The organism is Ochrobactrum sp. BTU1 (genome assembly GCA_018798825.1).
GTDB lineage: Bacteria > Pseudomonadota > Alphaproteobacteria > Rhizobiales > Rhizobiaceae > Brucella.
In genome coordinates this window covers 158109-181401 of the sequence record CP076355.1, presented here as the reverse complement: position 1 = coordinate 181401, position 23293 = coordinate 158109, and the positions used below count along the sequence as shown (strand labels likewise).

Sequence of the window (23293 nt, the reverse complement as noted above, 5' to 3'; positions counted from 1 at the left end):
AATGTGGTGCCTGCCTTGGACCAATCTGACAAATCCAATCTGCCTTCGGCTTTTCCTCTGCAGGAAATTGCAGACATTGATGCAGCTATTACAGATTATTACGACGAACTGTGCCGCGCAGTCCGTCGGCGTGGGCACGTATCCTCCAATGCCAATGAAGTCGTCCACGATCTTTATGTCAGGCTGAAAGACCGCAGGACCGATCTGCAAGGCAAATCGTCGTTACGCGCCTTTCTTACGCGCGCTGCGATTAATCTGGGTCTTGATCGGTTTCGCCGCGAACGCTTTGAAGCAAAGCTCTTTTGCGGCACTGACGACGAAGCCGCAAACATTGCAAGCAAGGATGCAAATCCTGATCTGGTGCTGGATATGCCACGCCGCCTCGCCTGCCTACGTGATGCGATCATGGAACTGCCCTTGCGTCAGCGCCGCGTGTTCATTGCCCACCGGATCGGCAATCTATCCCCAGATGAAATAGCCATACGCTTCGGAATTACGCGCAATATGGTGGACAGGCATCTGCGGAAAGCGCTTATGCACTGCCTCTTGCGGCTCGACGAACTGGATCAGGCTTAATGCGCGCGACGGCAAAGAAGAACGATAAGGCTGAGCGCCAAATCCAGGAACAGGCTGTCGACTGGCTGATGCAGTTGCAGGCATCGCCCAGAGATCTGGAGGTTGTCGAGTCTTGTGCGCTATGGCGCGCCAGCGATTCCCGACACGAGCTAGCATTTGCCAAAGCTTCGCGCGTTTTCAGCGATACGCGCTTTCTGCTGCTGCAAGACACCGACTTTGCAAAAACTGCAGCCAGAAAGCCGCGCTACCCTGTGCGCGCGGCCGTCAGTTCCATGCTGTTGTTCGCGGCCCTCGGGGGCGGATTCCTTGCCTTTGACGGGCCGATGCGCCTGCGTGCTGATGCTATATCGGCGAGCAGCGAGATGCCGGTCATTGAGTTAAGCGATGGTTCGACCGTTCAGCTGAATGCCGGATCAGCAATCACTTTCGATATTACGAATGATGGGCGTCAGGTGCAGCTGTTGCGCGGCGAAGCCTATTTTATTGTGGCCCCAGATCCACAGCGCCCCTTCACGGTTAAAGCCGCAAATGGCGAAGTGACGGCCCTTGGCACCCAATTCGATGTGAAACTGAAAGATGGCGGCGCAGATGTCATTGTTACCGAACACGCAGTTCAGGTGCAGACCAGCGCGTCATCATCTGCCTTCAGCCCGCTCGATACGCTGCGGCTGGATGAGGGACACAGCGTTTCATACGGCAGCCGGAATGGTATAGGCCAGGTTTCGATGGTTGATCCGGAACTTGCAGCATCCTGGCGAAGCGGTCGCCTTGTTTTCGAGGGCCAGCCGCTTGAGCATGTGGTCGAAGATATTGCGCGCCACCTTCCGGGTAAGGTGATGATCGCAAGCAGCGACCTCGCCGAACGCCGGATCACCGGCACCTTCGATCTCTCCACGCCCTCGACAGCACTTGATGATTTTATCAAGGCATTTGAGCTCAAAGCAGTCCGTATCGGGTCATTGCTCACGGTGCTGCATAATTAATTTTCGTCCAAATGTCCCAAACAGCTCAATTCATTCGTCCAGTTGGTGAAAGGCAGTTTGCGCACCCCGCGCGAGTGCCTCAGCCACCCAATGCCCGACACCAACGCCTTGAACGTTGAGACTGGAAACGACATGAAAAGCCCTTCCTCGCGCATTCTCACTGCCTGCGCCCGCCCGCTGTTTGCTTCGCTGCTTTTGAGCGGCACTGTTCTAAGCCCGTTTATGACCGCGCCAGCAATGGCACAGACAACATCGCGAGCCGTCAGTATCAATATTCCGGCAGGTGCGCTTTCAACGGCACTTAATCGCCTTGCAGTTCAGACAGGTCTGCAAATCGCATTCGATGCATCCGTCACCAGCGGCCTCAGGACATCCGGCGTCAGCGGAACCATGGCTCCAGCCGACGCACTTTCTGCATTGCTGCGCAACACGAATATCCAGTATCGTTTCACCGGCAATCGCACTGTACGCCTTGAGCGCGAAATGGCTGCAAACAATGCAGCCGTGCCTGCTGTTGACGGAGCAGTGCAACTCGACACGATCAGCTTCTCCCAGATTACCGGCGTGAACTTCGCTGATCTCGACCCGCGCGTCTCTCAGATTACGCCTGAACAGATGCAACAGGCACAGGCCTCAACAATTCCCGAACTCATCAAAAAGACGCCCGGCGTAGCCATGCTGGGGGGCGTCCGCACCGAAGGCCAGTCGATTTCGATCCGTGGTTTCTCGCGACAGACTGACGTTCGAGTTCTGCTCGACGGCGCGCCGAAAAACTTTGAAAAATACGATCAGGGCACCATTTTCGTCGAGCCCGAACTTCTCAAGCGCGTCGAGATTGAAAAGGGTGCAACCTCGGTTCGATATGGCAATGGTGGCTTCGGTGGCACCGTGAAGCTTGAGAGCAAGGATGCCGCCGATATGCTGCGCGAAGGCGAAAGCTGGGGTGCATGGGGTAAAACCGCGTATCAGACAGCTAACAAGCAGTTTCTGGAAACCGGCGCGGTTTATGGCCGCTCCAATCTCGGCACCGGCATGACGTTTGACGGTATTGCCAGCCTGACTTGGCGCAAGAGCGACAACATGCGTGTCGGCAGCGGCGAGACCTATAATTACTCAAGTTCTGAACTCACTTCATTCTCCGGTAAACTTTCCGGCGAATATGGCGGGCACAAGGTGAAGGCCTCGGTTCTTTATGGTGAAAGCGCCAATTGGGGACCACTTGCAGCCATTCGCGGACAGCTTCAGCCAACCAGCAACAGCCTTGTTCCCGGCACACCTGCCTATAAGGAAGCAATGCGCAGGCTGCTTGCATGGCGTGAGCTGAAAGACTTCACTTCGGTATTCGAACACACCTATGACGGCGACAGCGACCTCGTAAACACCCGCATCATGGCGAGCTATTCCTCGACCGACATGCATGCTGAACGCGCAACCGGCGTGAATGGCACGGCATCGCTTGGTGGTACCGAAAACGATGCGAAATATTCGGATTTTCATATCGAAGCTGAAAACACCTCCAACTTCGAGCTTGGCGGTATTGAACACAGCCTGAACTACGGTGTGCAGTATAACCACCACATTCGCGATGTGACGATGTTCGACATCACAAAGAAGAACGACAAAAGCTATAATTATGGCTATTACGCCCCATGGATCATGCCCGGCGGCAAACAAGACGTAACATCCTTCTTCATGCGTGATCGCATGGCCATTACCGACAAGCTGACCATCACGCCAGGCGTCCGCTATGACTATGTTCGCTCCGAAGGCGAGCCAAATGCGGCTGCGATCTATAACGATCCAAAAGCTGGACATGACTATTCGTCAGCATCTCACCATGGTTTCACACCAGCGATCAGCGCATCCTATCAGATAACACCCACGACGCGCCTGTTCGCCGACTGGGCTTATGCCATGCGCGCGCCCAATATTGACGAAATCTACTCGGTTCAAAGCGGACGCACGCAAACCTCCGGCACAAGCAGAGATCTGGCAGTCGAGCGCAACAACACGATCAATATCGGCGCGGATACGTCGTTCAGCGGTATCTTGACCGATTCCGATGTGTTCATGGTGCGCGGCTCGTTCTTTAACAACCACGTCACCAACCCGGTGGCGCGTCGCGTCGGCAGCGCAAACAAGGTTGGCCTGAAAGACGGCGAAGTCCCATTCTACTGGAACATGCCTTCCTATTATTCGCGTGGTGTGGAACTGGAAGCGCATTACGAAAATGACTTCATGTTCGCCGATGCAAGCGTCACCTACATGATTGGTCGGCGCCATGGCACGGTCAACAATATCTATGGGCAAGATAGTTATATCAACGATATCATGCCGACAACGGTTGTAACGACCCTCGGATACAAGCTGCCGGATCAGGATATCAATTTTGGCTGGACGGGGACCTTTGTCGACAAGCAGGACCGAACCTCCTATGTCAAAGGCGATCTCAGCTACAATCGACCAGAAACGCCGGGCTATGCCGTGCATGACCTGTTCTTCAACTGGACGCCGACCAAAGGCTTCATGAAGGATTCGGAATTGCGTCTCGCACTGGAGAACGTGTTCGACAAGGAATACGAACCTTATCTGACTGACGGCATCACAGCCATGCCAGGCCGCAATCTGAAGGTCTCTTTCAGCCGTAAGTTCTAAATTATCAAAGGGCTGGAAATTCGTTTCCAGTCCTTCTTTTATCGTCTGTTGAATTTGACTGGCGCGGTGATCGTCTTGTTGACGTCTGGTGGGGGAGCGGGAACCGGTGAAGCTCGCTGAACCAGCGATAGCACCTCATTATCAAGCTCCGGCCAGCCAGAAGATCGCGCAAGCGTCGCAGAAAGTACCTTGCCGCTATCATCGATGCGAAACCGAACATAAACGGTGCCCTCTTCCCGACGCGACTTGGAACCCGATGGATATTTCTTGCGGCGCTCCAGATGTGCCATTAAACGCGATTGCCAGCGCGCCGGTGTCATAGAGGATGCAAACAAACCGGAAGCTGACTGTCTCGCTGCGTTGCGACTGGACTGCGTGACCTGTGCCTGTGCCTTCACTGCTTGCTTGGCCGATGCCTGTTCGCGCTGTTTCACCGGCTTCTTCTTCGGCTCATCCTTCTTGACGATTTCCTTTTTGGGCTCCGGCGGCTTAGGTTTTGCGACAGGTAGTGGAACCTCAACCTTATCGAGCTGCGCTATTTCTTCCCGAGGCTCTTCCTCCACAGGCTCCGGCTCGTCCTGAACCACTTCCTGCTCGAGTACAGGTTCATCGACAGGTTCTTCAACCTTCTCGGCTGCAGCGCTTGCATCCGACATCACTTCATCCGGTGATAGCTCGTTTTCTTCGGTTTCAGTTGCTTCAGGCGTTTCCGCCAGCTCGATCATGATAGCGGCCGGCGGCGTATCATCGGCCGCCATCATGTCCGGCTCACGTAGAAGCCACATTGCGGCTCCCACATGCAAGGATAGTACGAGAAGGCTTGCCCCCGCCCAGAGCGCAAGCTCGCTAAAGCTCTCGCGCACCCCGATACTATCCGTTGGACCATTCATGACGCGCCCGCCCAGGCAGGCACATCCGTATATTCGCTTCTGCGGCGCAGCTCAGAGAGCATTTGACCGTGGTTGATCAGATTGCGCAGATCGCAATCAAGACAAGCCAGGCGACCGTCACTGGTCTCAATCGCAAGATCTGCAATGGTGAAATCATCAAAAGCCGCCACGAAGGACCGCAAGGCTGCCTGCAGCAACATGCCGAATGCTGAATCTGATCCAGACTGCTTTGTCGCCTGTTCATCGAAACCCGGCTGCATCAGTCGCAGAACTGTTCCGACATTGATTGTCTTTGCCGGGCGCGCAAGACGGATGCCACCACCGCGCCCGCGTGAGCCAACCAGAAAACCGTGATGTATGAGATCCGAAACGATCTGCGCGGCGTGATCTTTTGTCGTGCCTGTGGCTTCTGCCGCTGCACGGGTGGTCAGCGCAGTCCCATCTGGTGCTCGCTCGCAAAGAACAAGAAACTCAATTGAAAGCTCTGCCTGTCGGGTAAATCGCATTGCAAACTATCTCTATTCTGGAACGAATTTCACTTCTCGATATTGCGGGCCGACAAAAAGCATGAGGCCTGCAAACAGCATTGCATTGATTGCCAGTTCCACCCCGAAGAGATAAGGGTTCAAAACAACGGCTGCCAAGCCGATTGCCGTAACCAGACTGAGCAGGCACAGCCTGAACAGAAAGGGCAGAGCACCGAGTGCACGCCATGCATCGATGACAATGCGTGTACTTCTGTTGGTTTCCAGCCAGCCTAGAATACTGGATGAAAGCTGTACAAAGCAAAGTGCTGCACCAAAGACAAACAGGGCTGAAGGCATCATAGGTATCTTCAAACCAATCAAAGCTGCCACGACCAATAACAGCCCCAACGCGAGATAACCTGCGCGCTGCCGCTCATCGGGATAGGCGAATTGGGCGGCCCCGTTATTCGCAGTCGTCAGGTTAGAGACGGTCATGAAAGATTTTCCGCACCAGTACATGGACACGGCGGAAAGCAGCTTCCGCACCAGCGACCACGCGTTCTTCCTCAGCGTCAGAAAGCTCAATCTCATCAAGTGCCGCAGTGAAGGTCCGCCAATGCAGTCCGCGACCTTCAGGAGCACCGGCCAGATGGCGCGCACCAAGCTCTTCAGACAAGCCCAGCTTCAGCGCTTCTTTGAGCAGAAAGGCCGCACCGAGGTTGGAGCCTTCAGCCACATAGAGCCAGCCAAGTGCGGTCGGCAGATCAATGTCACTTCCGGCAGGGAAGGCAGGCGCGCCATCTGCTGCAGGCAGCTCGAAACCGAGATCGATCATGTCCTGACCAACCTGCTCAAGGCGACGGCGCCCGTTTAGATCGGGCAGCAACGCATCCAGCGCGGCATCATCGTAAAGCGCATTAATGTCACGGTGGAACTGATACTGCACCTCAACGAACAATGCATAGCTTTCGCGGCTGGCAAATGGTTTGCCCGCCATGATGGTCTGATCAAGACGTTCGTGAGTGCCCGTCGTTCGCGCTTTCAAGCGCTTAGAGCGGGGAAGAGCAACGGGGTGCTCAAGTGTAGCAACATCAGTCATTTCGAATATCCCTATTGATAGACGGTGTTCTCAGCGCGTAAAGCCGATAACACCGCTCTACTAATTAAGACGATTGAGGACGCAATTTTTTGCAATGCCAAGGCAAAAAAACTTCACCCTGGCCAAAATGTCGCACCTAATCCCAATTAAAAGTGGAAATTGAGGCCAAGTTTCACGGTGTGTGTATCCAGTGAATTGGAAGCTTTGCGGCCATTGGCGATATTCGAGCTGCCAGTGTGGTCGGTATATTTATAGACCGGTTTTTCGGATGGATCGCAGTAGGGATCTCCCAGAATTTCACAAAGAAATGGTTCGGGAGGTGTAATTTCCACACCTGTCTGCTCTCTGGTCGTGTAGTTGCCCCCTGTTCCGGCACGCGCATTTTCAAAGCTGAAGCTGCGGTTGCCAAAGCGGCTATAGGTATAATCGGCCATGACCGACCAGCGATCGTTGATTGCATATTCAACACCGCCGCCAACGGTGACGCCCGTTCGCATTCCCGACAATTGATCGACGAAGAACAGGCTTGAGCTTGCCTTGCCCATGATATCTTCAGAATAGCGGTACTGGTCGCGGGTCTGCTTCTCATGCGCGAAGGCTACACCCGCCGTTCCATAGACAAGCCAGCGATTATCCAGCGCATAACCAAGGCGACCGCGAATGGACCCCGTCCAATCAATGTCGTAATGCGTGTTTGCCTGAATACCGGCAATGTCCTTTTCAGCAGCAATCCAGTCTTCCTGCATGAAGGCCGCCTGCGCGCCCTTCAAACGCGTTTTGCTGACATCGGCTTCGATACCAAGTACGACCCGGTTGCTGAACTGGTGGTTATAACCCGCCTGCACGCCGAACAGGGCCGAATTGCCAAATCCACGATCCGCAGATTCACTCGCCGATATCGGATCAACCGTGCCATCAAGCGCAGTCGTATTGCCCCAAGTGCGCCCGGAAGTCATACCGGTATGAACACCGCCGTAGAAGCCGGTCCAGTCGATTCCCGGTGCCCCACCCTGTGACCGGGAGAATGGCGAGAGTTGCGGCAGGCGCTGATCGCCGCCGAAATTGCTGGTAAGGCCCGCATAGAACGTCCGGCCCGGACCAGGCTGGTTCACCAAGCCAAGCGGATCGACGTAATATTGATCCGTCAAATTTTCAATACGAGCTGTCGCGGTCAGGCTGTCGTTGATCTTATATTCGGCAAAGACATCGATGAGCGTATAGGGCTTCCAGCGTGTCAGCGAAATAAATTCACCAGCACCCACCGCTGTGACATCACCATGACCAATCGCACGCGGACCGACGTAAGAAACACGCCCGCCAAGCGTCAGCCTGTCTTCAAGCATCTTCTGCGAGAGTGTCAGATCCACGCTGTATTTCGGAGGCACCTGGTTGGTCGCATAGTCACCATAAAGCGACTTGGCTCCACAGGTGTCAGAGGTGCGGCAGAATTGTACATCAAGATAATAGTTGGCCGAGAAATCGGCAGTAAACCCGCCGGCCTCGTAACGGTTTGAGAATTCAAGACCTGAAAAGCGTGCGCGATCAATGTTGTAGACCTGCATACCGCTGTAGACAAATTTTCCGCTGTTATCGTAGAAATCGCGGAATGCACGCGCAACATAATCTTTAACGTCCCAGTTAAAGTAGCCAAACTTGACCATGCCGCGATCGTCATCATTCAACAGACCATCTCGCGTGAAGTTCGCCCCAACTTCCCAGTTGCTGGAACGCTCTGGCCGCAATCCGGCATTGGGAATGACGGTGAAGGCTGAAACCGATTCAAACAGGCTCGGATAGCGTAGCGCGTTGGAATAATTGACATAAAGTTGGCTGCCATCGAAAGGTTCGACCGTCACGCCGACCGATGGACTGAAACCACCTGAATCGCGGTTGGGTTCCGGGTTTAGCTGTACAGCAGAGTTGGCCTCAGTGCGGCGGTCATGTGACCAGTAATGCGAATAACGCAGGCCAGCATTCAATGTCAGCCAGTCGACTGGCTTGTAGGCTGCTTTGGTGAAGACGCCAAGTTCGTCACGATAAGCGTCACGCAGGTTTAGCCAGCCCTCAAGTTCGTTAGTATAAGCACTCGGACGCGTATCTTCCCTGAGATAAGACACACCATAATTTAGGTCGAGATCGCCATAGTCGCCAAACGAAAACTTCGACGTATTGGCAACATCGCCGCCCCACATGATCGTATTCGATCCAGTGCGGAAATTCGGCGAAAGGCCGAGAGATTCCAATGTCGGTATCATGTTACCGCGACGTGGATTACGCAGTTCCAGTTTTGTAACCCAAAGATTTGCTTTCAGATCAATGAGTTCATTGTCATCCGGGTTCCAATAATAGCGCAGGGTGCCGGTATCGAGCTTGGAACCAGATGTCAGCTCCTGCTGAACAGGTTGATTTCTGTCCCCTGTGAAACGGGATGCAAGAAGATCGCCAGCCTCCCCACGAAAACCAGTATAGCCCAGCTTCAGCGTATGACCGCCATCAAAGCGCAGCGTCGCTTTCGTCAAGAAGGATTTGGTCTCAAGCTGCGTATTGAGGACTTCTTCGCCAGCACGATAATTCGTAAGGCCGCCGTTTTCGACATATTCAGGCCAGTTCTGACACCAAGAACCCGATGTATTGCAGGTCCTGGCAGGGCCGATATTCACCGGATCGGCTGACGGGCCATGCTTGCCCGCATGATAATTGCCGCGCTTGCGATAAGCATAGCCCGCAAAGAAATCGTAATTCTCTTCCTTGATCGCAGCGACAATACTGGCAGAGCCATTGGTCGGTGTAAGGAAAGAAGGACGGTTCATACCGTCGGGCGACCCAACGACTTCCGGGACGTCACTCGGCGAATAGGGCCATGCATACCCACCCTTGGCGCCCGCATGCGGTGATGAGGAATTCGAGCCATATTCACCTTTCACACGCATACCCCAGTTATCGCCTTCCTTGACGATATCATCAGCATCGAGTGTTCGAATGGCGACGTTGCCCGCGATACCACGCGAGGATGCGTCCGAGCCTTTGTTGATATCAAGGCCCGCAATCAGATCGGGATCAATGTAAGTACGATTGGAAAGACCTTGATAGCCCTGATAAACGGTCACGCTGTTTTCAGCGCCATCAATCGTGGTTGCAACACGCCCCATGCCCTGCATACCGCGAATATTGACATCGACCGAGCCCGCACCGTTACGCGCTTCACCGGACATCACCCCCGGCGTACCGCGGAAAATATCGGCAGGGCTTGAGCCGCGGAAACGCTCAATGGTTTCGGACGAGATATAATTGGTCGGTGCTGCCGTTTGATACGGTGCTTCTGCCCCCACCACGCCCGCACCGCCGGTGACGGTAATCGTATCAAGCAGTGTGGTGCCGTCAGGGGTCAATGGTGCCTGCGCGGCCGCCGGTTGCGCGGCCAACGCAACTGTGTTGCTACCCGTGAAACGATGGGAAATACCAGATCCCGCAAGCAGACGCGAAAGTGCATCTTGTGGCGTCATCATGCCCGAAACGGCGGGAGCCTGTTTAGCGGAAGCGATCTGCGGCTGATAGGTCACCTGCATTCCAGCCTGCCGACCGAAATTGGCGAGTGCTGAAGACAGTGAGCCTGCGGGAATATTGAAAGAAACCTGCCGAGCAGTCTGCGCTTGCGCTTGAAAAGCTGTCGAAAGGGATAAGGCATAAACGCATGTAGAACCCAGAAGTGCTGCTGTCAGAATTTTCGTCCCCAAGCGCTGCACAACACTTTTATTAACCCGACGCCCCATGTCCAACCACTCCATCTTTTGGTGAAAAGGCGGTTGTATGGCAGCAGCTAACGTCCGACCCTGATGCTTACAACGAGCGGGGCTTTAGGATTTTCTCCCCTTGCATCAAAAAAATATCAGATTGACGAAATGACCGTCAGCCAAGGCGATATCTGCCGAACTTTTCCGCCATAAGGTTCAACCACTGCTTCCAGCGCGGCAATCGGTTGGTTGAGATCGAACACACCACTAATGCGTTGTGTGCCAAAGCTCGATTGAGCCAGCAGCACCCGGCCTGATTGCCAGCGTGCAATGCGCGCGACAACTGACGCAATCGTATCGCGCTCGGCCACCAGCATTCCCTGACGCCAGGCTGCAATTTGGGAAACGTCACGATTACCACGCTCGAAGTCATGGCTTTGCACATTGAACGACAGCCAATCGCCCTGCCCAAGTGGTGTCACAGTGTCGTTCACACCGGTCGGCCTGACGGCGACCAAACCATGACCCACCGAAACCGAGAGATAACCCGCGTCATTGCTCACATCGAAAGCAGTACCAAGTGCGGTCGCGGTAAGCTTTCCGGTCTGCACACTGAATGGACGTACAGGATCGGGCTTCACATCGAAAAATGCCATTCCAGCAAGAAGCTCGACGCGGCGCTCATTCGGGCTAAATCGTAGTTGGATCGCACTATCAGGACCAAGCATTGCACGACTGCCATCCGGCAGCGGTACATCCTGCAACTGAGCGGAAGCGGTCATGTAATCCGCTTGTGCCTGCAACATCAGCTGCGGCCCAAAAAGTGCCCCGACTGCAACAACGGAAAGCCCAGCTGCTCCGACCGTGAGGATCGAACGGCGGGATATTTTCGGAGCTGCCGTACGGCGCTGATCATGCATGACTTTACCCGTCATGCCATAAATTTCCATCGCCTCACGCCAGGCGGTTTCGTGTTCCGGTCCACGCGCACGCCAGCGGTTGACCAGCTCTTGGGCCACAGGATTATCCGGATCATCCTGAATGCGGATGACAATATCCAATGCTTCTTCGAACAGCTTTTCGCTTTCCGATAATTCGACATCCATGCAGCATCAGCCTCTTTAATTCAGCCGTTTCTCACCGCCGAACTGCTTCTCTCAAATTATGTCCTATTGAGTATAACGAATGAAGGGAGGGAATTTTCTCTTTTAAAGACTGCCAGCCGGATCTTCATTCAAACACGCTCTCAGATGCACGTAACCACGCTTGATCAATGTCCATGTTCGCGAGACGGAAAGCCCCAGTTCGCTGGCCACTTCAGCAATCGTCTTTTCATCGAGACGATGCAGTTCAAACGCACGGCGTGTTTGTTCAGGCAACTCAAGCAGCGCCTTTTCAATAATCAAGAGGCGCTGTCGGTCATAGACGATAGTTTCTGGCGTAGGTGTCGTATCGGCAACGCGGCGCCATTCTTCGTCAGGCATATCGACATATTCAACGATGCGCTCGCGGCGGTAGAGATCAATGGACAGGTTGCGTGCTACCTGATGCAGATAGGCGCGCGGATTATGTTCATTGGCTGATGGTGTTGCCGACATCACTCGCACAAACGTATCTTGCGTCAGATCGGCCGCCGTCTCTGCATTGTGCCCTCTGCGCCGGAAAAAGCGATGCAGCTCCCGCGCATGGTTCTGGAAAAGGCGTTGCAGATTCCACATCAAACGAAGCTCATTCGGAATAGCTAAATGCCATAGCACCGATCCTCTCCAGACCGGATACACAGTCCCCTGACCTGCCTATAGCAGCAGAGTTAGCATTTACTGTAATATATGACTATAAGAGTCAACTTATTATTGCATTGTTGCCATGATCGAACGTAGCGGCGGGAACAGGACGGCCAAAAAGCCAACCTTGCCCTATGGCATCCGGATGTAAAGCCCGCACATAATCCGCCTGTTCTCGCGTCTCCACGCCTTCAACCACCAGCTTCAACTCGAGCCGCCGTGCGATATTGCAAATGTTCTCGACAATTTCGGCACTGACAGCCTCGGTTCCGATCGCTTGCGTGAACATGCGATCTATCTTGATCCCGCTGATCGGCAGTTTTGCGAGATAGGCGAGATTGGAATAGCCAGTGCCGAAATCATCGATGAAAAATTCATAGCCCTTTGCGCGAAATGATTTCATCGCTTCAATCAGGCGTTCATGGTTAGCTGTCGAGCGCTCCGTGATCTCAAGCATAACTCTGAGCGAAGAAAGCCCATGGCGCTTGACCTCCTGGTCCAGAAAGACGAGCGTGTTCGGATCAATAACATCATCGACCGCAAGATTGAGGCTCAGATAAAGATCTTCATTTGCATGTAAGCGCATGTTCATTTGATCAAGCGCTTTGCGCACGACAATCCGCGTAATATTCTTGATATCGCCCTGCTTCTCCGCAATCGGAATGAAAACATCCGGCGGAATTGGCACACCATCTTCGTCTGACAGACGAGCAAGCACTTCCGCTCCAATCACTTGTCCGTCACGCAACCGCACCAATGGCTGAAAGACGACATCGACACGGCCTTCCGCAATGGAACGTTTGATCTGCTGCGCGAGCGATGCATGGCCCCTACGCCATTGAACCCCTGCTGCTCCCAGTCCGCCACCGGCCAATGCACCGAAGACTGCGAGTGCCATCAATACGCCCGGCGATTGCTGGAAAACGCTGACATTGGTCATGGATGCCGTCACACAGACATCGATGTCATCGGCACATTTCGAAACCAGCCGATGCGTGCGCAGATCATACCATGGCAGCTTTTCCGGCGGCCGTTCCGCTATCTTTCTCGTATCGCCAAACGCTCGGTAAATATATTTGCTGTCGCGGCTAACAACCAACGCGCTGAGGTTAGGTTCCGTACGTTCGTACAGGGCAAAAGCAACGGGCGACGTAAAAACAATCGCCGAGCCTTGCATGATCATTTCCACCTTTGTCTGGTGTTTTCCGATCTTTTCGGCATTTGCCCATAATCGATGCCCGCCCTCCACCTCACGATCCCATTTCGGCAGATCCGCTGGCGGAGACAGACGCCCCCATAAAGCAGTACAAACAATGCGATTGTTCAAAACGCGGCCAATATCGCGCAGATAATGCGCCTTATATGCCAGCAGTCGCAGCTCGGTCAGATTTTCATCCGAGCAAAATTCCTGCATGGTGCTATTCACCACTGCAAGTGTATTTCTGCCAGATTGTGTGACATTTATCGAATGGGATAAGAGATTGTCCCTGTATTCGTTAAGGCGAATATAAGCGAGCCGAACCAGTTCCAGCTGACCTAAAAGAATTGTTATGGCGATGCCTAAACAAGCGACGAGCGCAACAAACCACCGATCCCCGTTGGTACGCAGCTTTATCATCAGGATGAATGTCCCCAAGCAGCAAATCAACGCCCCCCGTTGTTTGCGCGAAATTACACAACTCAAGGCTGGAAGCCAATGCTTAACATGCTGAAATTATCTCGAAATTAGACCATCCTTAAAATAAACTTTAGAAAAAGCTCACGCGTAGACGTTGCAGAACTCAGTTCCAATCGGGATTTAACTTTAAATCTGCCCGCAAGGTTGACGTTAATTATCGGGGCCGTAGATTACCTGACCATGACAAATATTGCGATTGATCAAAATTATCTCCTCGAAAAACTGGGCGCGCTCCTGGCAATCCCAAGTCCAACCGGTTTCACAGATGAGGCAGTGCATTTCGTTGCACGTGAACTGGAGCGCCTCGGCCTTGAAGTCATCCTGACGCGGCGCGGGGCGATCCGGGCACGCCGCAGCGGCAAATCGAGAAAGCCCGCGCGCGGTATCGTCTCACATGTCGATACGCTTGGTGCACAGGTCAAATATCTCAAATCCAACGGGCGGCTTGAGCTTGTTTCAATCGGCAACTGGTCGGCACGCTTTGCAGAAGGTGCGCGCGTTTCGATATTTTCTTCCAAAGGCACCTATCGCGGCTCGATCCTGCCGCTGAAAGCCTCCGGCCACACTTTCAATGAAGAAGTAGATACGCTTCCCGTTGGCTGGACCTATATCGAGTTACGCGTCGATGCGCTTGCCCGAAACAAGGAAGACCTCATTGAGCTTGGCATCGATGTTGGCGACATTGTCGCCGTGGATCCCATGCCGGAATTCATCGATAATGGCTTCATCGTCTCGCGCCATCTTGATGACAAGGCAGGCGTTGCAATCATGCTGGCATCGCTCGAAGCCATGCAGCGGCTCAATGTCGAAACGCCGGTCGATACGTACTGGATATTCACCATAGGCGAAGAAGTCGGCGTCGGCGCTTCTGCAGCCGTTGTGCCGGATATTGCTTCTCTGGTAGCCATCGATAATGGCACCACGGCGCCCGGTCAGAATTCGTCTGAGTTTGGCGTAACACTTGCCATGGCCGACCAGACCGGACCTTTCGATTATCATCTGACCAAGAAGCTTTATGAGCTTTGCGGCGAGCACGATATCCCGGTGCAGAAAGACGTTTTCCGCTATTATCGCTCTGACGCGGCATCTGCGGTAGAGGCCGGTCACGATGTTCGCACCGCGCTTCTGACCTTCGGTGTCGATGCCTCGCATGGCTATGAACGCATTCATTTGAGCGCGCTCACATCGATTGCAAAGCTCACTGTTCACTATGCAATGAGCGAGGTTGAGATCAAGCGCGATGCCGAGGAAACCACGAAGGGTCTCAAGGGCTTCACGCATCAGACATCGACGACGGCCGAGCAGGACCTGAGGCCTGAAGACAGCCCGACGGAATAGCTGAAGACGGCACAGAGGATTTGAAGGCGGGGTCATCCCGCCTTTTTTTGAGCGCATCCCCGAAAGCGTAAAGCGGGCGCAGCGACACAAATTAATTATGATAATTTGTTGATATACGTCATTTCCTCCCTATAAATTATATCCTGACAGATTTGCAGGCATACATGGCCAAACGAAAGGAACCGCTGATGAAGAGGTTATTTCGCGCCGTTTTGACAGCGGCCACTTTGGTTCTGGGTTCAGCGACATTTCACGCTGGCGCGCAGACACCGCCCGATGTTCTGATCGTCGGGCAGATTGCGGAACCGCAATCGCTTGACCCACACACGGTCACGGCAACCAATGATTTCCGCATCCTTGTGAACATCTATGACGGTCTGGTCCGGTATAAGGATGGCACACTGGAAATCGAGCCGGCGCTTGCTGAAAGCTGGACCATTTCAGACGATGGCAAAACCTATACATTCAAGCTTAGACAGGGCGTGAAATTCCATGACGGTTCGGATTTCAACGCGGAAGCGGTCAAATTCAACTTCGAGCGAATGCTGAACAAAGATCATCCGTTCTACAATACCGGCCCGTTCCCCCTCTCCTTCAACTTTGAATCCATTGAAAGCGTCAATGCCATCGATGCAAACACAGTCGAGTTCAAGCTGAAAGAGCCGTTCGCGCCCTTCCTGTCAAACCTCGCCTATCCGACCGGCCTCATCGTTTCGCCAGCCGCTGTCGAACAATATAGCGCTGAATTTGGTCGCCATCCGTCGGGCACTGGCCCATTCAAATTTGCAGAATGGCAGTCTGGCCAGCGCGTGGTGGTCGAGCGTAATCCCGACTATTGGGATAAGGCTCCGACCTTGAACGCGATTGTTTTCCGTCCCATCACCGACGCCAATACCCGCGTTGCTGAAATGATGGCAGGTGGCATCGACATCATGGTTGAGGTTCCGCCGGATAATCTCGCAACCTTCAAGCAGGATGCAAACTTCGCTGTCACAGAACAGGCGGGACCTCATGTCTGGTTCAGCATTCTCAACACCAAAAGCGGACCGTTCGCCGACAAGAAAGTCCGCCAGGCTGCAAATTATGCAGTCAACAAACAAGGTTTGGTCGATAATGTCCTGCAAGGTTCTGCAACTGTCGCGGCTGGTCCCGTGCCACCTGCATTCAACTGGGTTGATGATAAAACCGAGCCTTATCCTTACGATCCGGAAAAGGCCAAGGCGCTGTTAAAGGAAGCAGGAGCTACCAATCCTGAACTCACTTTCTATGTGACAGAAGGGGGCTCGGGGATGCTTGACCCGCTTAACATGGGTGCAGCTATTCAGGCGGATCTTCAGGCCGTCGGCTTCAAGGTGAAGATTGAAACCTACGAGTGGAACACCTTTCTTGGTCGTGTGAATTCCGGTCTCGATGGCAAAGCAGACATGGCTGAAATGGCATGGATGACCAATGATCCAGACACGGTTCCATTTCTCACGCTTCGCACCGAAGCCCTGCCGGACAAAGGCGGCTTTAACTCGGGCTATTATTCCAATCCGAAAGTCGATGAATTGCTGACCAAGGCCCGCACATCGACCGATCAGGCAGAGCGCGGCAAGCTCTACGGCGAGATCCAGTCCATCGTCCACGACGATGCGCCATGGCTCTTTGTTGCCAACTGGAAACAGAATGCTGTCACAACAGCTGCAGTTCAGGGCTTCAAGCTCCAGCCGTCATTCCTGCTGCATCTCAAAGATGTGACCAAACAATAAAGCTTTGCGCCAAAGGTCCGAGGCCGCTGGCGCAATTTTGCTTACGCATTTTAAGCAGAAGCGAAACCCGGTTTTGCAAGAAATGCGCCCTAGCTGAAGCGGAGGAGGGCCAATGCCAGCCTATATCTTCAAGCGGCTCATCGCAGTCGTTCCCGTACTTTTCGGGCTGTCCATCATCGTGTTTCTGGTGATGGCATCAATTCCCGGCGATACTGCCACGGCCTTGCTCGGCTCTTATGCGACGCCGGAAAATGTCGAGCGTATCAATCGCGATCTCGGCCTCGACAAGCCACTGGTCCAGCAATATTTCATCTGGATCGGCAATCTGTTGCACGGCGATTTCGGTCGCTCCTTCGTGCTTAATCGTCCTGTTATCGATGAGGTGCTGGAACGCTTTCAGGCAACGCTTATTCTGGCGGGCGTTTCTCTCGTGCTCTGTTCGATCTTCGGACTTTTCGCAGGCATTGTCTCAGCCGTTCGTCAGTTTGGCTGGGCAGATCGCACCATCACCTTCATCGTTCTGGCAGGCATTTCGATCCCTTCATTCTGGCTTGGCCTTCTGTTGATTTATCTCTTCGCGGTGCATTGGCGCATCCTTCCGGCATCGGGCATGTATGCAGTCTATGGCGGCGGCGATCTTAAGGATCTGATCTGGCATTTGATCCTGCCTGCATCGACGCTTGCAGTCGTTGCTGCTGGTGTGATTGCCCGGCTGACGCGCGGCGCAATGCTTGAAGTGCTGCGTCAGGATTATATCCGCACCGCACGGGCCAAAGGGCTCAATGAGCGTCGCGTGATTTACGGCCACGCCTTTCGTGCAGCCCTTGTCAGTGTCATTCCCGTCATCGGCATTCAGGCGGGCTTTGTGCTGGGCGGTGCAGTCTATATCGAGACCGTGTTTCAATGGCCCGGTATCGGCGCCATGCTTGTGAAGGCAATTTCGACTCGCGACATCCTGCTTGTGCAGGGCGGCGTGCTGATCGTCGCAGCCAGTTATGTGCTGTTCAATCTGCTCGCCGATGTCCTTCAGACCATGCTTGATCCGAGGATACGCCCATGAGTGCCCTTCCGGAAACCTACACCCCAGCCGCTCCTGCACGTCTGTCGTCATGGCGTCTGCTGATGAGTAATCGTCTGGCAGCTTTTGGCTTTTTCCTGCTTGCGCTAATCTGCGTGCTGATAATACTTGTGCCAGTCTTGCCATTGCCCAACCCGGATGCGACAGCACCCGCAAACCGGCTACAACCGGTCTTCTCTGCAGGTCATCTGTTGGGCACAGACCAGCTTGGACGCGATATTCTGAGCCGCCTTCTCTGGGGCTCACGTGTCTCGGTGGCGGTTGGCTTTGCAGCCACGCTGATTGCCGCCGTGATCGGCTCGGCTATCGGCATCGTCGCAGGCTATGCAGGCGGGCGCACCGACAACCTTATGATGCGCGGCATCGATATGCTGATGGCCTTCCCCTATATCCTGCTGGCTCTTGCAATCGTTGCTGCGCTGGGACCGGGATTGATGAATGCGCTTTATGCCATTGCCGTGGTCAATATCCCGTTCTTTGCACGTAATGTGCGCGGCACAACACTCGGCCTTGCCAATCGCGAATTCGTGGACGCTGCCCGGCTTTCCGGCAAAGGGCACATTTCAATCCTGCTTACCGAAGTGTTGCCCAATGTATTGCCGGTTATCGTCATCACCATGTCAACCACGGCAGGCTGGATGATCCTTGAAACGGCAGGCCTCAGCTTTCTGGGTCTTGGTGCGCAGCCGCCACAGGCTGATCTTGGCTCGATGCTCGGTGAAGGCCGCGCGCAGATGTTCACGGCACCGCATGTTTCCATCGTGCCGGGCCTGATGATCTTTCTTATTGTCATCAGCCTCAATGTGCTGGGCGACGGCATCCGCGATGTGCTTGATCCCCGTTTACGCTCCGGTGCCCTTGCCCGCCCCGGCTCAGTAACGGCAATCGCCAAGAACAGAACCGCGCCCAAGACGAGGATGATGGATGCGGCCCTCGCGGTCGAAAAGCTCGAAACAGGCTTCGTCAACAATGGCAACTACACGCCTGCGGTCAACAGTGTTTCCCTGCATCTTAATCGCGGTGAATGTCTTGGCCTGATTGGCGAAAGCGGCTCAGGCAAAACCGTCACCGCACTTTCCATCATGGGGCTGGTGGCCTCACCGCCTGGATTGATCCGCAACGGCGCCATCCATCTTGACGGCGAAGACGTACTCGATATGAGCGAAACCGAACTGACCGCCACGCGCGGCAGCAAGGTCGCCTATGTATTTCAAGATCCTTTGACCACGCTGCACCCGATGTACTCAATCGGCAAACAGGTGGAAGAGGCAATCGCTGCGCATAAATCGATCAGCGCATCCGAACGCCGGGCAGAAGCCATCGCCTTGCTGGAGAAAGTGGGTATTCCGGATGCAAAGGAGCGTGCAGATCATTACCCGCACCAGCTTTCAGGCGGTCAGCGTCAGCGTGTCGGCATAGCCATGGCACTTGCAAATGATCCCGACATCATCATCGCCGATGAGCCGACCACCGCACTTGATGTGACCGTACAGGCGCGCATTCTTGAGCTTTTACGCGATCTGCAGCGCGAACGCGGCATGGCGCTTTTGTTCATCACTCATGACTTTGGCGTCGTTTCCGAAATCTGCGATCGCGTTGCCGTCATGAAAGACGGGGTGATCGTCGAGACAGGGACCGCCAGAGAGGTGCTCGCCTATCCGCAACACAGCTATACCAAGCGGCTGATTGCCTGCGTGCCAGAACTTGGCCACGGCAAGGACTTCTATGAGCGCGTGGCAAAGCTGTTCAGTCGCAAACAGACGGAGGCCGCAACATGAGTCAGGCTGCAATCAGTGTCCACAATCTGAGCAAAACCTTTGGTGGCGGACGCACATTTTTCGGCAAACAGCGCCATGCTGTTGAAGCGGTCAAGTCTGTATCGCTCAATCTCGCGCGCGGCGAAACATTGGCAATCGTAGGCGAAAGCGGCTCAGGAAAAAGCACCCTGGCGCGAATGCTGGTGGGGCTGACAGAGCCGAGCGACGGCACGATGAAAATCGCCGGACGGGATGCCAGCGCACTTCGTCGCTCTGGTCCACAGGCTTTTGGCAAGGTGATCCAATATGTGTTTCAGGACCCCGTGGCGTCGCTTAATCCGCGCAAGTCCATCCGGCAGATACTGGAAACACCCTTAAAGCTGCTCGGTGAACTTGATAGTCAAAAGCGCGAGACGCGTATGGAAGAACTGCTCGATGCCGTGCAGATGCCAAAAGATACTCTTCTGCGCTACCCGCATGAGTTTTCCGGCGGGCAGGCTCAGCGTATCGCCATTGCCCGCACACTTGCAGCAAATGCCGAAATCATCGTGCTGGATGAGCCGGTAAGTGCGCTTGATGTGTCCGTTCAGGCGCAGGTGCTGTTGCTGCTCGATGAGCTTAAACAGCAGTTCGGCCTGTCCTATCTCTTCATCAGCCATGATCTTGCGGTGGTGGAAGCCATCAGCGACCGCGTTGCCGTCATGTATTATGGGGAAATCGTCGAGGAAGCGACCGCCGAGGACCTTTTTGCGAAGCCACAACATGCCTATACACGTCAGCTGATAGACAGCGCGCCGCGTATGAAAAGAGAGTAGCAAGGTATGGCCCGGAACAGCCGCAGCAAATCGGACAATGCTTCGCTGACCAGATCAAAGCGACGGCCTGAGGTCATTGCTGACCGTATCAAAGACGTGATTCAGACCGACCATCTCAAACCCGGTGATCGGCTGCCACAGGAAAAAGACCTGATCGACCAGTTCAAGGCGGCCAAGGGTACTGTGCGCGAGGCGATGAAGGCGCTCGAAACCCAGGGCTTGCTCTTCACCCGCACCGGTCCCGGTGGCGGTGTTTTCGTTGCTGAACCATCTACGCAACATGCGATGGAAATGCTCGGCAATTATTTCTTCTTCGACCAGCCAAGCCTTCAGGAAATTTATTCCCTGCGCAAGCTGCTGGAGCCTGAGATCGCTGCCTCACTTGCCGGCAGATTGAGCAATGAAGATCTTACGAAACTGGAGAGCACGATGCGGTTTTACGACCGCCCTCCGACCAATCTGGACGACCAGTTTCAGCAGCGTGTGGCAGAGCTGGATTTTCATACACAGCTTGCACAACTCTCCCCGGACCGGCTCCTGGGCTTCATGTGTGGTCTAACGCATAATCTGCTGCGCAACATGCCTGTTGCCCGCTCGATCTATGCCGACCCGACACCCGCATCCCGCGAAGAAGGCCTGCTTTTTCAGCATCGCCTTCTGACAGCTCTGATGGAAAACAGGGCCGAAGATGCACGCAAAATCGCACTGGAACATATGATTTCCGCCGAAAAATACATGCTTTCCAAAGAAAAAGAGCTAAGAAAAGCACCAAGCGCATAAAAATCAGAAATTTCGGAACCATCCCGGCGTGCGTGCATTAGCCAATATGCAGGCCGCCGCCATAACTCATGCGACGGCCTTGCTTGTTGTGTTTGATCATGGAGGTTTTGACCCTTTTTATGTGTGGAATTTGCGGAGAAGTCAGGTTCGACGGTGCGACACCGTCGGTTTCGGCAATCTCGAAAATGGCAGACATTCTTGCCCCCAGAGGGCCAGACGCTTCTGGCATCGTTGTGCGTGGCAATGTCGGCTTTGGACACCGGCGATTGAGAATTCTCGATCTGTCGGAGAAATCCCAGCAGCCCATGATCGACGCCGATCTTGGCATAAGCGTTGTCTTCAACGGCTGCATTTACAATTTCCGCGAATTGCGCGCTGAGCTCGAAGCCAAGGGCTACCGCTTCTTTTCTGATGGCGACACAGAAGTCATCATCAAGGCATGGCACGCCTGGGGCGAGGAATGTGTTTCCCGCTTTTACGGCATGTTCGCCTTTGCCATCCATGAGCGCGATACCGGCAGACTGATCTTTGCCCGCGACCGTTTTGGTATAAAACCGCTTTATCTGGCAGAGGTCAGCGGCGCTTTGCGCTTTGCCTCGTCGCTGCCTGCCCTTGTGAAGGCTGGCGGTGTCGATACCTCAATCGACCGCGCGGCACTGCATAATTATATGAGCTTCCACGCTGTGGTTCCACCACCGCGCACCATCTATAACGGTGTGCGCAAGCTGCCTGCGGCGACGATCCGTGTTTATCATGCCAATGGCGAATTTCGTGATCGCATCTATTGGCAGCCGCCGCATAGCCGTCTGGCTGGCGACAGCACTATCAGCCGTGAAGACTGGCAGGAACAGCTCCTCGACATGCTGCGCGTTGCCGTCAAACGCCGCATGATTTCTGACGTGCCGGTTGGCGTTCTTCTGTCAGGTGGTGTGGATTCGAGCCTGATTGTCGGTCTTCTTGCCGAAGCAGGCCAAACCGGTCTCATGAGCTTTTCGGTCGGCTTTGAAGAAGCCAACGGCGAAAAAGGCGATGAGTTCGTCTATTCCGATCTGATTGCCAAGCATTTCGGCACCGATCATCACAAGATTTTTGTGCCGAGTTCTGATTTGATGGATGCGCTTCCCGGTACGATTGCCGCCATGTCAGAACCAATGGTTTCTTACGACAATGTCGGCTTTTATCTGCTATCGAAGGAAGTTTCCAAACATATCAAGGTCGTGCAATCCGGTCAGGGTGCCGATGAGGTCTTTGCGGGCTATCACTGGTATCCGCCACTGGTCGACTCCAATGATGTGGTCAGCGATTACGCCAAGGCATTCTGCGACCGCTCGCATGATGTGCTTAAAACCCAGCTGTCGCCCGACTGGATGACGGATCGCGACTATAGCCGTGAACTCATCGAAGAGCATTTGTTGCGCGATGGCGCTGATACACCCGTTGACCGCGCACTTCGTCTCGACAGCAATATCATGCTGGTCGATGACCCCGTCAAACGCGTCGATAACATGACGATGGCCTGGGGGCTGGAAGCCCGCGTTCCGTTTCTCGACCATGAACTCGTGGAACTTGCAGCGCGTATGCCGCCAGAAGAAAAGCTGCGGGATGGCGGCAAGGGCATTCTGAAGGATGTCGCCCGCAAGGTTGTGCCAAGCGAGGTGATCGATCGCAAGAAGGGTTACTTCCCGGTGCCGCAGCTCAAATATATCGCTGGCCCCTATCTAGACATGCTGCGCGATGCTTTGTCATCTCAGAAGGCACGCGAACGCGGGCTTTTCCAGCGCGATTATCTCGACCGGTTGTTCGCAACTCCTTCCGAACACATCACCCCTTTGCGCGGCTCGGAGCTTTGGCAGGCCGGACTGCTCGAAATGTGGCTTCAAACTCAGGAAGCATGAGGTTGGGAGGCCCAAA

At 54.3% G+C, this 23293-nt stretch carries 19 protein-coding genes; 10 read left to right on the top strand and 9 right to left on the bottom strand.

Annotated features, from left to right (window positions below):
- Window positions 1–6: 6 nt before the first annotated feature.
- From KMS41_12145 to KMS41_12135, 3 genes are all read left to right on the top strand, one after another.
- Window positions 7–576, top strand: coding sequence for an RNA polymerase sigma factor (locus KMS41_12145; protein QWK79686.1), 570 nt, complete (start codon window positions 7–9; stop codon window positions 574–576).
- On the top strand, window positions 576–1559 hold the full coding sequence (locus KMS41_12140) for a FecR family protein (GenBank protein QWK79685.1): 984 nt from the start codon (window positions 576–578) through the stop codon (window positions 1557–1559). Before KMS41_12145 ends, KMS41_12140 begins: the two co-directional genes overlap by 1 nt.
- 132 nt (window positions 1560–1691) lie before the next feature.
- Window positions 1692–4214, top strand: a complete 2523-nt coding sequence (locus KMS41_12135; protein QWK79684.1) for a TonB-dependent hemoglobin/transferrin/lactoferrin family receptor — start codon at window positions 1692–1694, stop codon at window positions 4212–4214.
- A 38-nt stretch (window positions 4215–4252) separates the two neighbouring features.
- On the opposite strand, the gene KMS41_12130 is transcribed toward KMS41_12135, so the two are convergent.
- The 8 genes from KMS41_12130 to KMS41_12095 form a co-directional block, all read right to left on the bottom strand.
- Window positions 4253–5104 carry an energy transducer TonB gene (locus KMS41_12130; GenBank protein QWK79683.1) on the bottom strand — a complete coding sequence of 284 codons (852 nt, stop codon included), beginning with the start codon at window positions 5102–5104 and terminating at the stop codon, window positions 4253–4255.
- Entirely contained in the window at window positions 5101–5610 is a 510-nt protein-coding gene (locus KMS41_12125; protein ID QWK79682.1) for an Rrf2 family transcriptional regulator, read from the bottom strand. Before KMS41_12125 ends, KMS41_12130 begins: the two co-directional genes overlap by 4 nt.
- 12 nt (window positions 5611–5622) lie before the next feature.
- Window positions 5623–6066: a DUF454 family protein gene (locus tag KMS41_12120; GenBank protein QWK79681.1), complete on the bottom strand. Its 444-nt coding sequence runs from the start codon at window positions 6064–6066 to the stop codon at window positions 5623–5625.
- On the bottom strand, window positions 6053–6670 hold the full coding sequence (locus KMS41_12115) for a biliverdin-producing heme oxygenase (GenBank protein QWK79680.1): 618 nt from the start codon (window positions 6668–6670) through the stop codon (window positions 6053–6055). The genes KMS41_12120 and KMS41_12115 overlap by 14 nt, the downstream gene beginning before the upstream one ends.
- A gap of 146 nt (window positions 6671–6816) precedes the next feature.
- Window positions 6817–10440, bottom strand: a complete 3624-nt coding sequence (locus tag KMS41_12110; protein ID QWK79679.1) for a TonB-dependent receptor — start codon at window positions 10438–10440, stop codon at window positions 6817–6819.
- Window positions 10441–10556: 116 nt separating this feature from the next.
- A complete protein-coding gene (locus KMS41_12105; protein QWK79678.1) occupies window positions 10557–11507 on the bottom strand; it encodes a FecR domain-containing protein in 951 nt (316 codons plus the stop codon).
- Between the two features lie 102 nt (window positions 11508–11609).
- On the bottom strand, window positions 11610–12119 hold the full coding sequence (locus KMS41_12100) for an RNA polymerase sigma factor (protein ID QWK79677.1): 510 nt from the start codon (window positions 12117–12119) through the stop codon (window positions 11610–11612).
- A gap of 124 nt (window positions 12120–12243) precedes the next feature.
- Entirely contained in the window at window positions 12244–13803 is a 1560-nt protein-coding gene (locus KMS41_12095) for an EAL domain-containing protein (GenBank protein ID QWK79676.1), read from the bottom strand.
- 240 nt (window positions 13804–14043) lie between these two features.
- Here KMS41_12095 and KMS41_12090 point away from each other — a divergent pair, with 240 nt between their 5' ends.
- The 6 genes from KMS41_12090 (at window position 14044) to KMS41_12065 (ending at window position 21382) form a co-directional block, all read left to right on the top strand.
- The gene (locus KMS41_12090; GenBank protein QWK79675.1) at window positions 14044–15201 is read left to right on the top strand and encodes an osmoprotectant NAGGN system M42 family peptidase; all 1158 of its coding nucleotides are present in this window, start codon (window positions 14044–14046) and stop codon (window positions 15199–15201) included.
- 188 nt (window positions 15202–15389) lie between these two features.
- Window positions 15390–16952, top strand: coding sequence for an ABC transporter substrate-binding protein (locus tag KMS41_12085; GenBank protein QWK79674.1), 1563 nt, complete (start codon window positions 15390–15392; stop codon window positions 16950–16952).
- 112 nt (window positions 16953–17064) lie between these two features.
- The gene (locus tag KMS41_12080; protein ID QWK79673.1) at window positions 17065–18012 is read left to right on the top strand and encodes an ABC transporter permease; all 948 of its coding nucleotides are present in this window, start codon (window positions 17065–17067) and stop codon (window positions 18010–18012) included.
- Window positions 18009–19808 (top strand): dipeptide/oligopeptide/nickel ABC transporter permease/ATP-binding protein, encoded by a 1800-nt coding sequence (locus tag KMS41_12075; GenBank protein QWK79672.1) that lies wholly within the window; start codon window positions 18009–18011, stop codon window positions 19806–19808. The genes KMS41_12080 and KMS41_12075 overlap by 4 nt, the downstream gene beginning before the upstream one ends.
- Window positions 19805–20602 (top strand): ATP-binding cassette domain-containing protein, encoded by a 798-nt coding sequence (locus tag KMS41_12070; protein ID QWK79671.1) that lies wholly within the window; start codon window positions 19805–19807, stop codon window positions 20600–20602. Before KMS41_12075 ends, KMS41_12070 begins: the two co-directional genes overlap by 4 nt.
- Before the next feature lie 6 nt (window positions 20603–20608).
- Window positions 20609–21382, top strand: coding sequence for a GntR family transcriptional regulator (locus KMS41_12065; protein QWK79670.1), 774 nt, complete (start codon window positions 20609–20611; stop codon window positions 21380–21382).
- 37 nt (window positions 21383–21419) lie between these two features.
- Here the strand turns inward: KMS41_12065 and KMS41_12060 are convergent, their stop codons facing one another.
- Entirely contained in the window at window positions 21420–21578 is a 159-nt protein-coding gene (locus tag KMS41_12060) for a hypothetical protein (GenBank protein QWK80329.1), read from the bottom strand.
- Here KMS41_12060 and KMS41_12055 point away from each other — a divergent pair.
- Window positions 21502–23277: an N-acetylglutaminylglutamine amidotransferase gene (locus KMS41_12055; protein QWK79669.1), complete on the top strand. Its 1776-nt coding sequence runs from the start codon at window positions 21502–21504 to the stop codon at window positions 23275–23277. The two genes, KMS41_12060 and KMS41_12055, sit on opposite strands and share 77 nt — an antisense overlap.
- Window positions 23278–23293 lie beyond the last annotated feature (16 nt).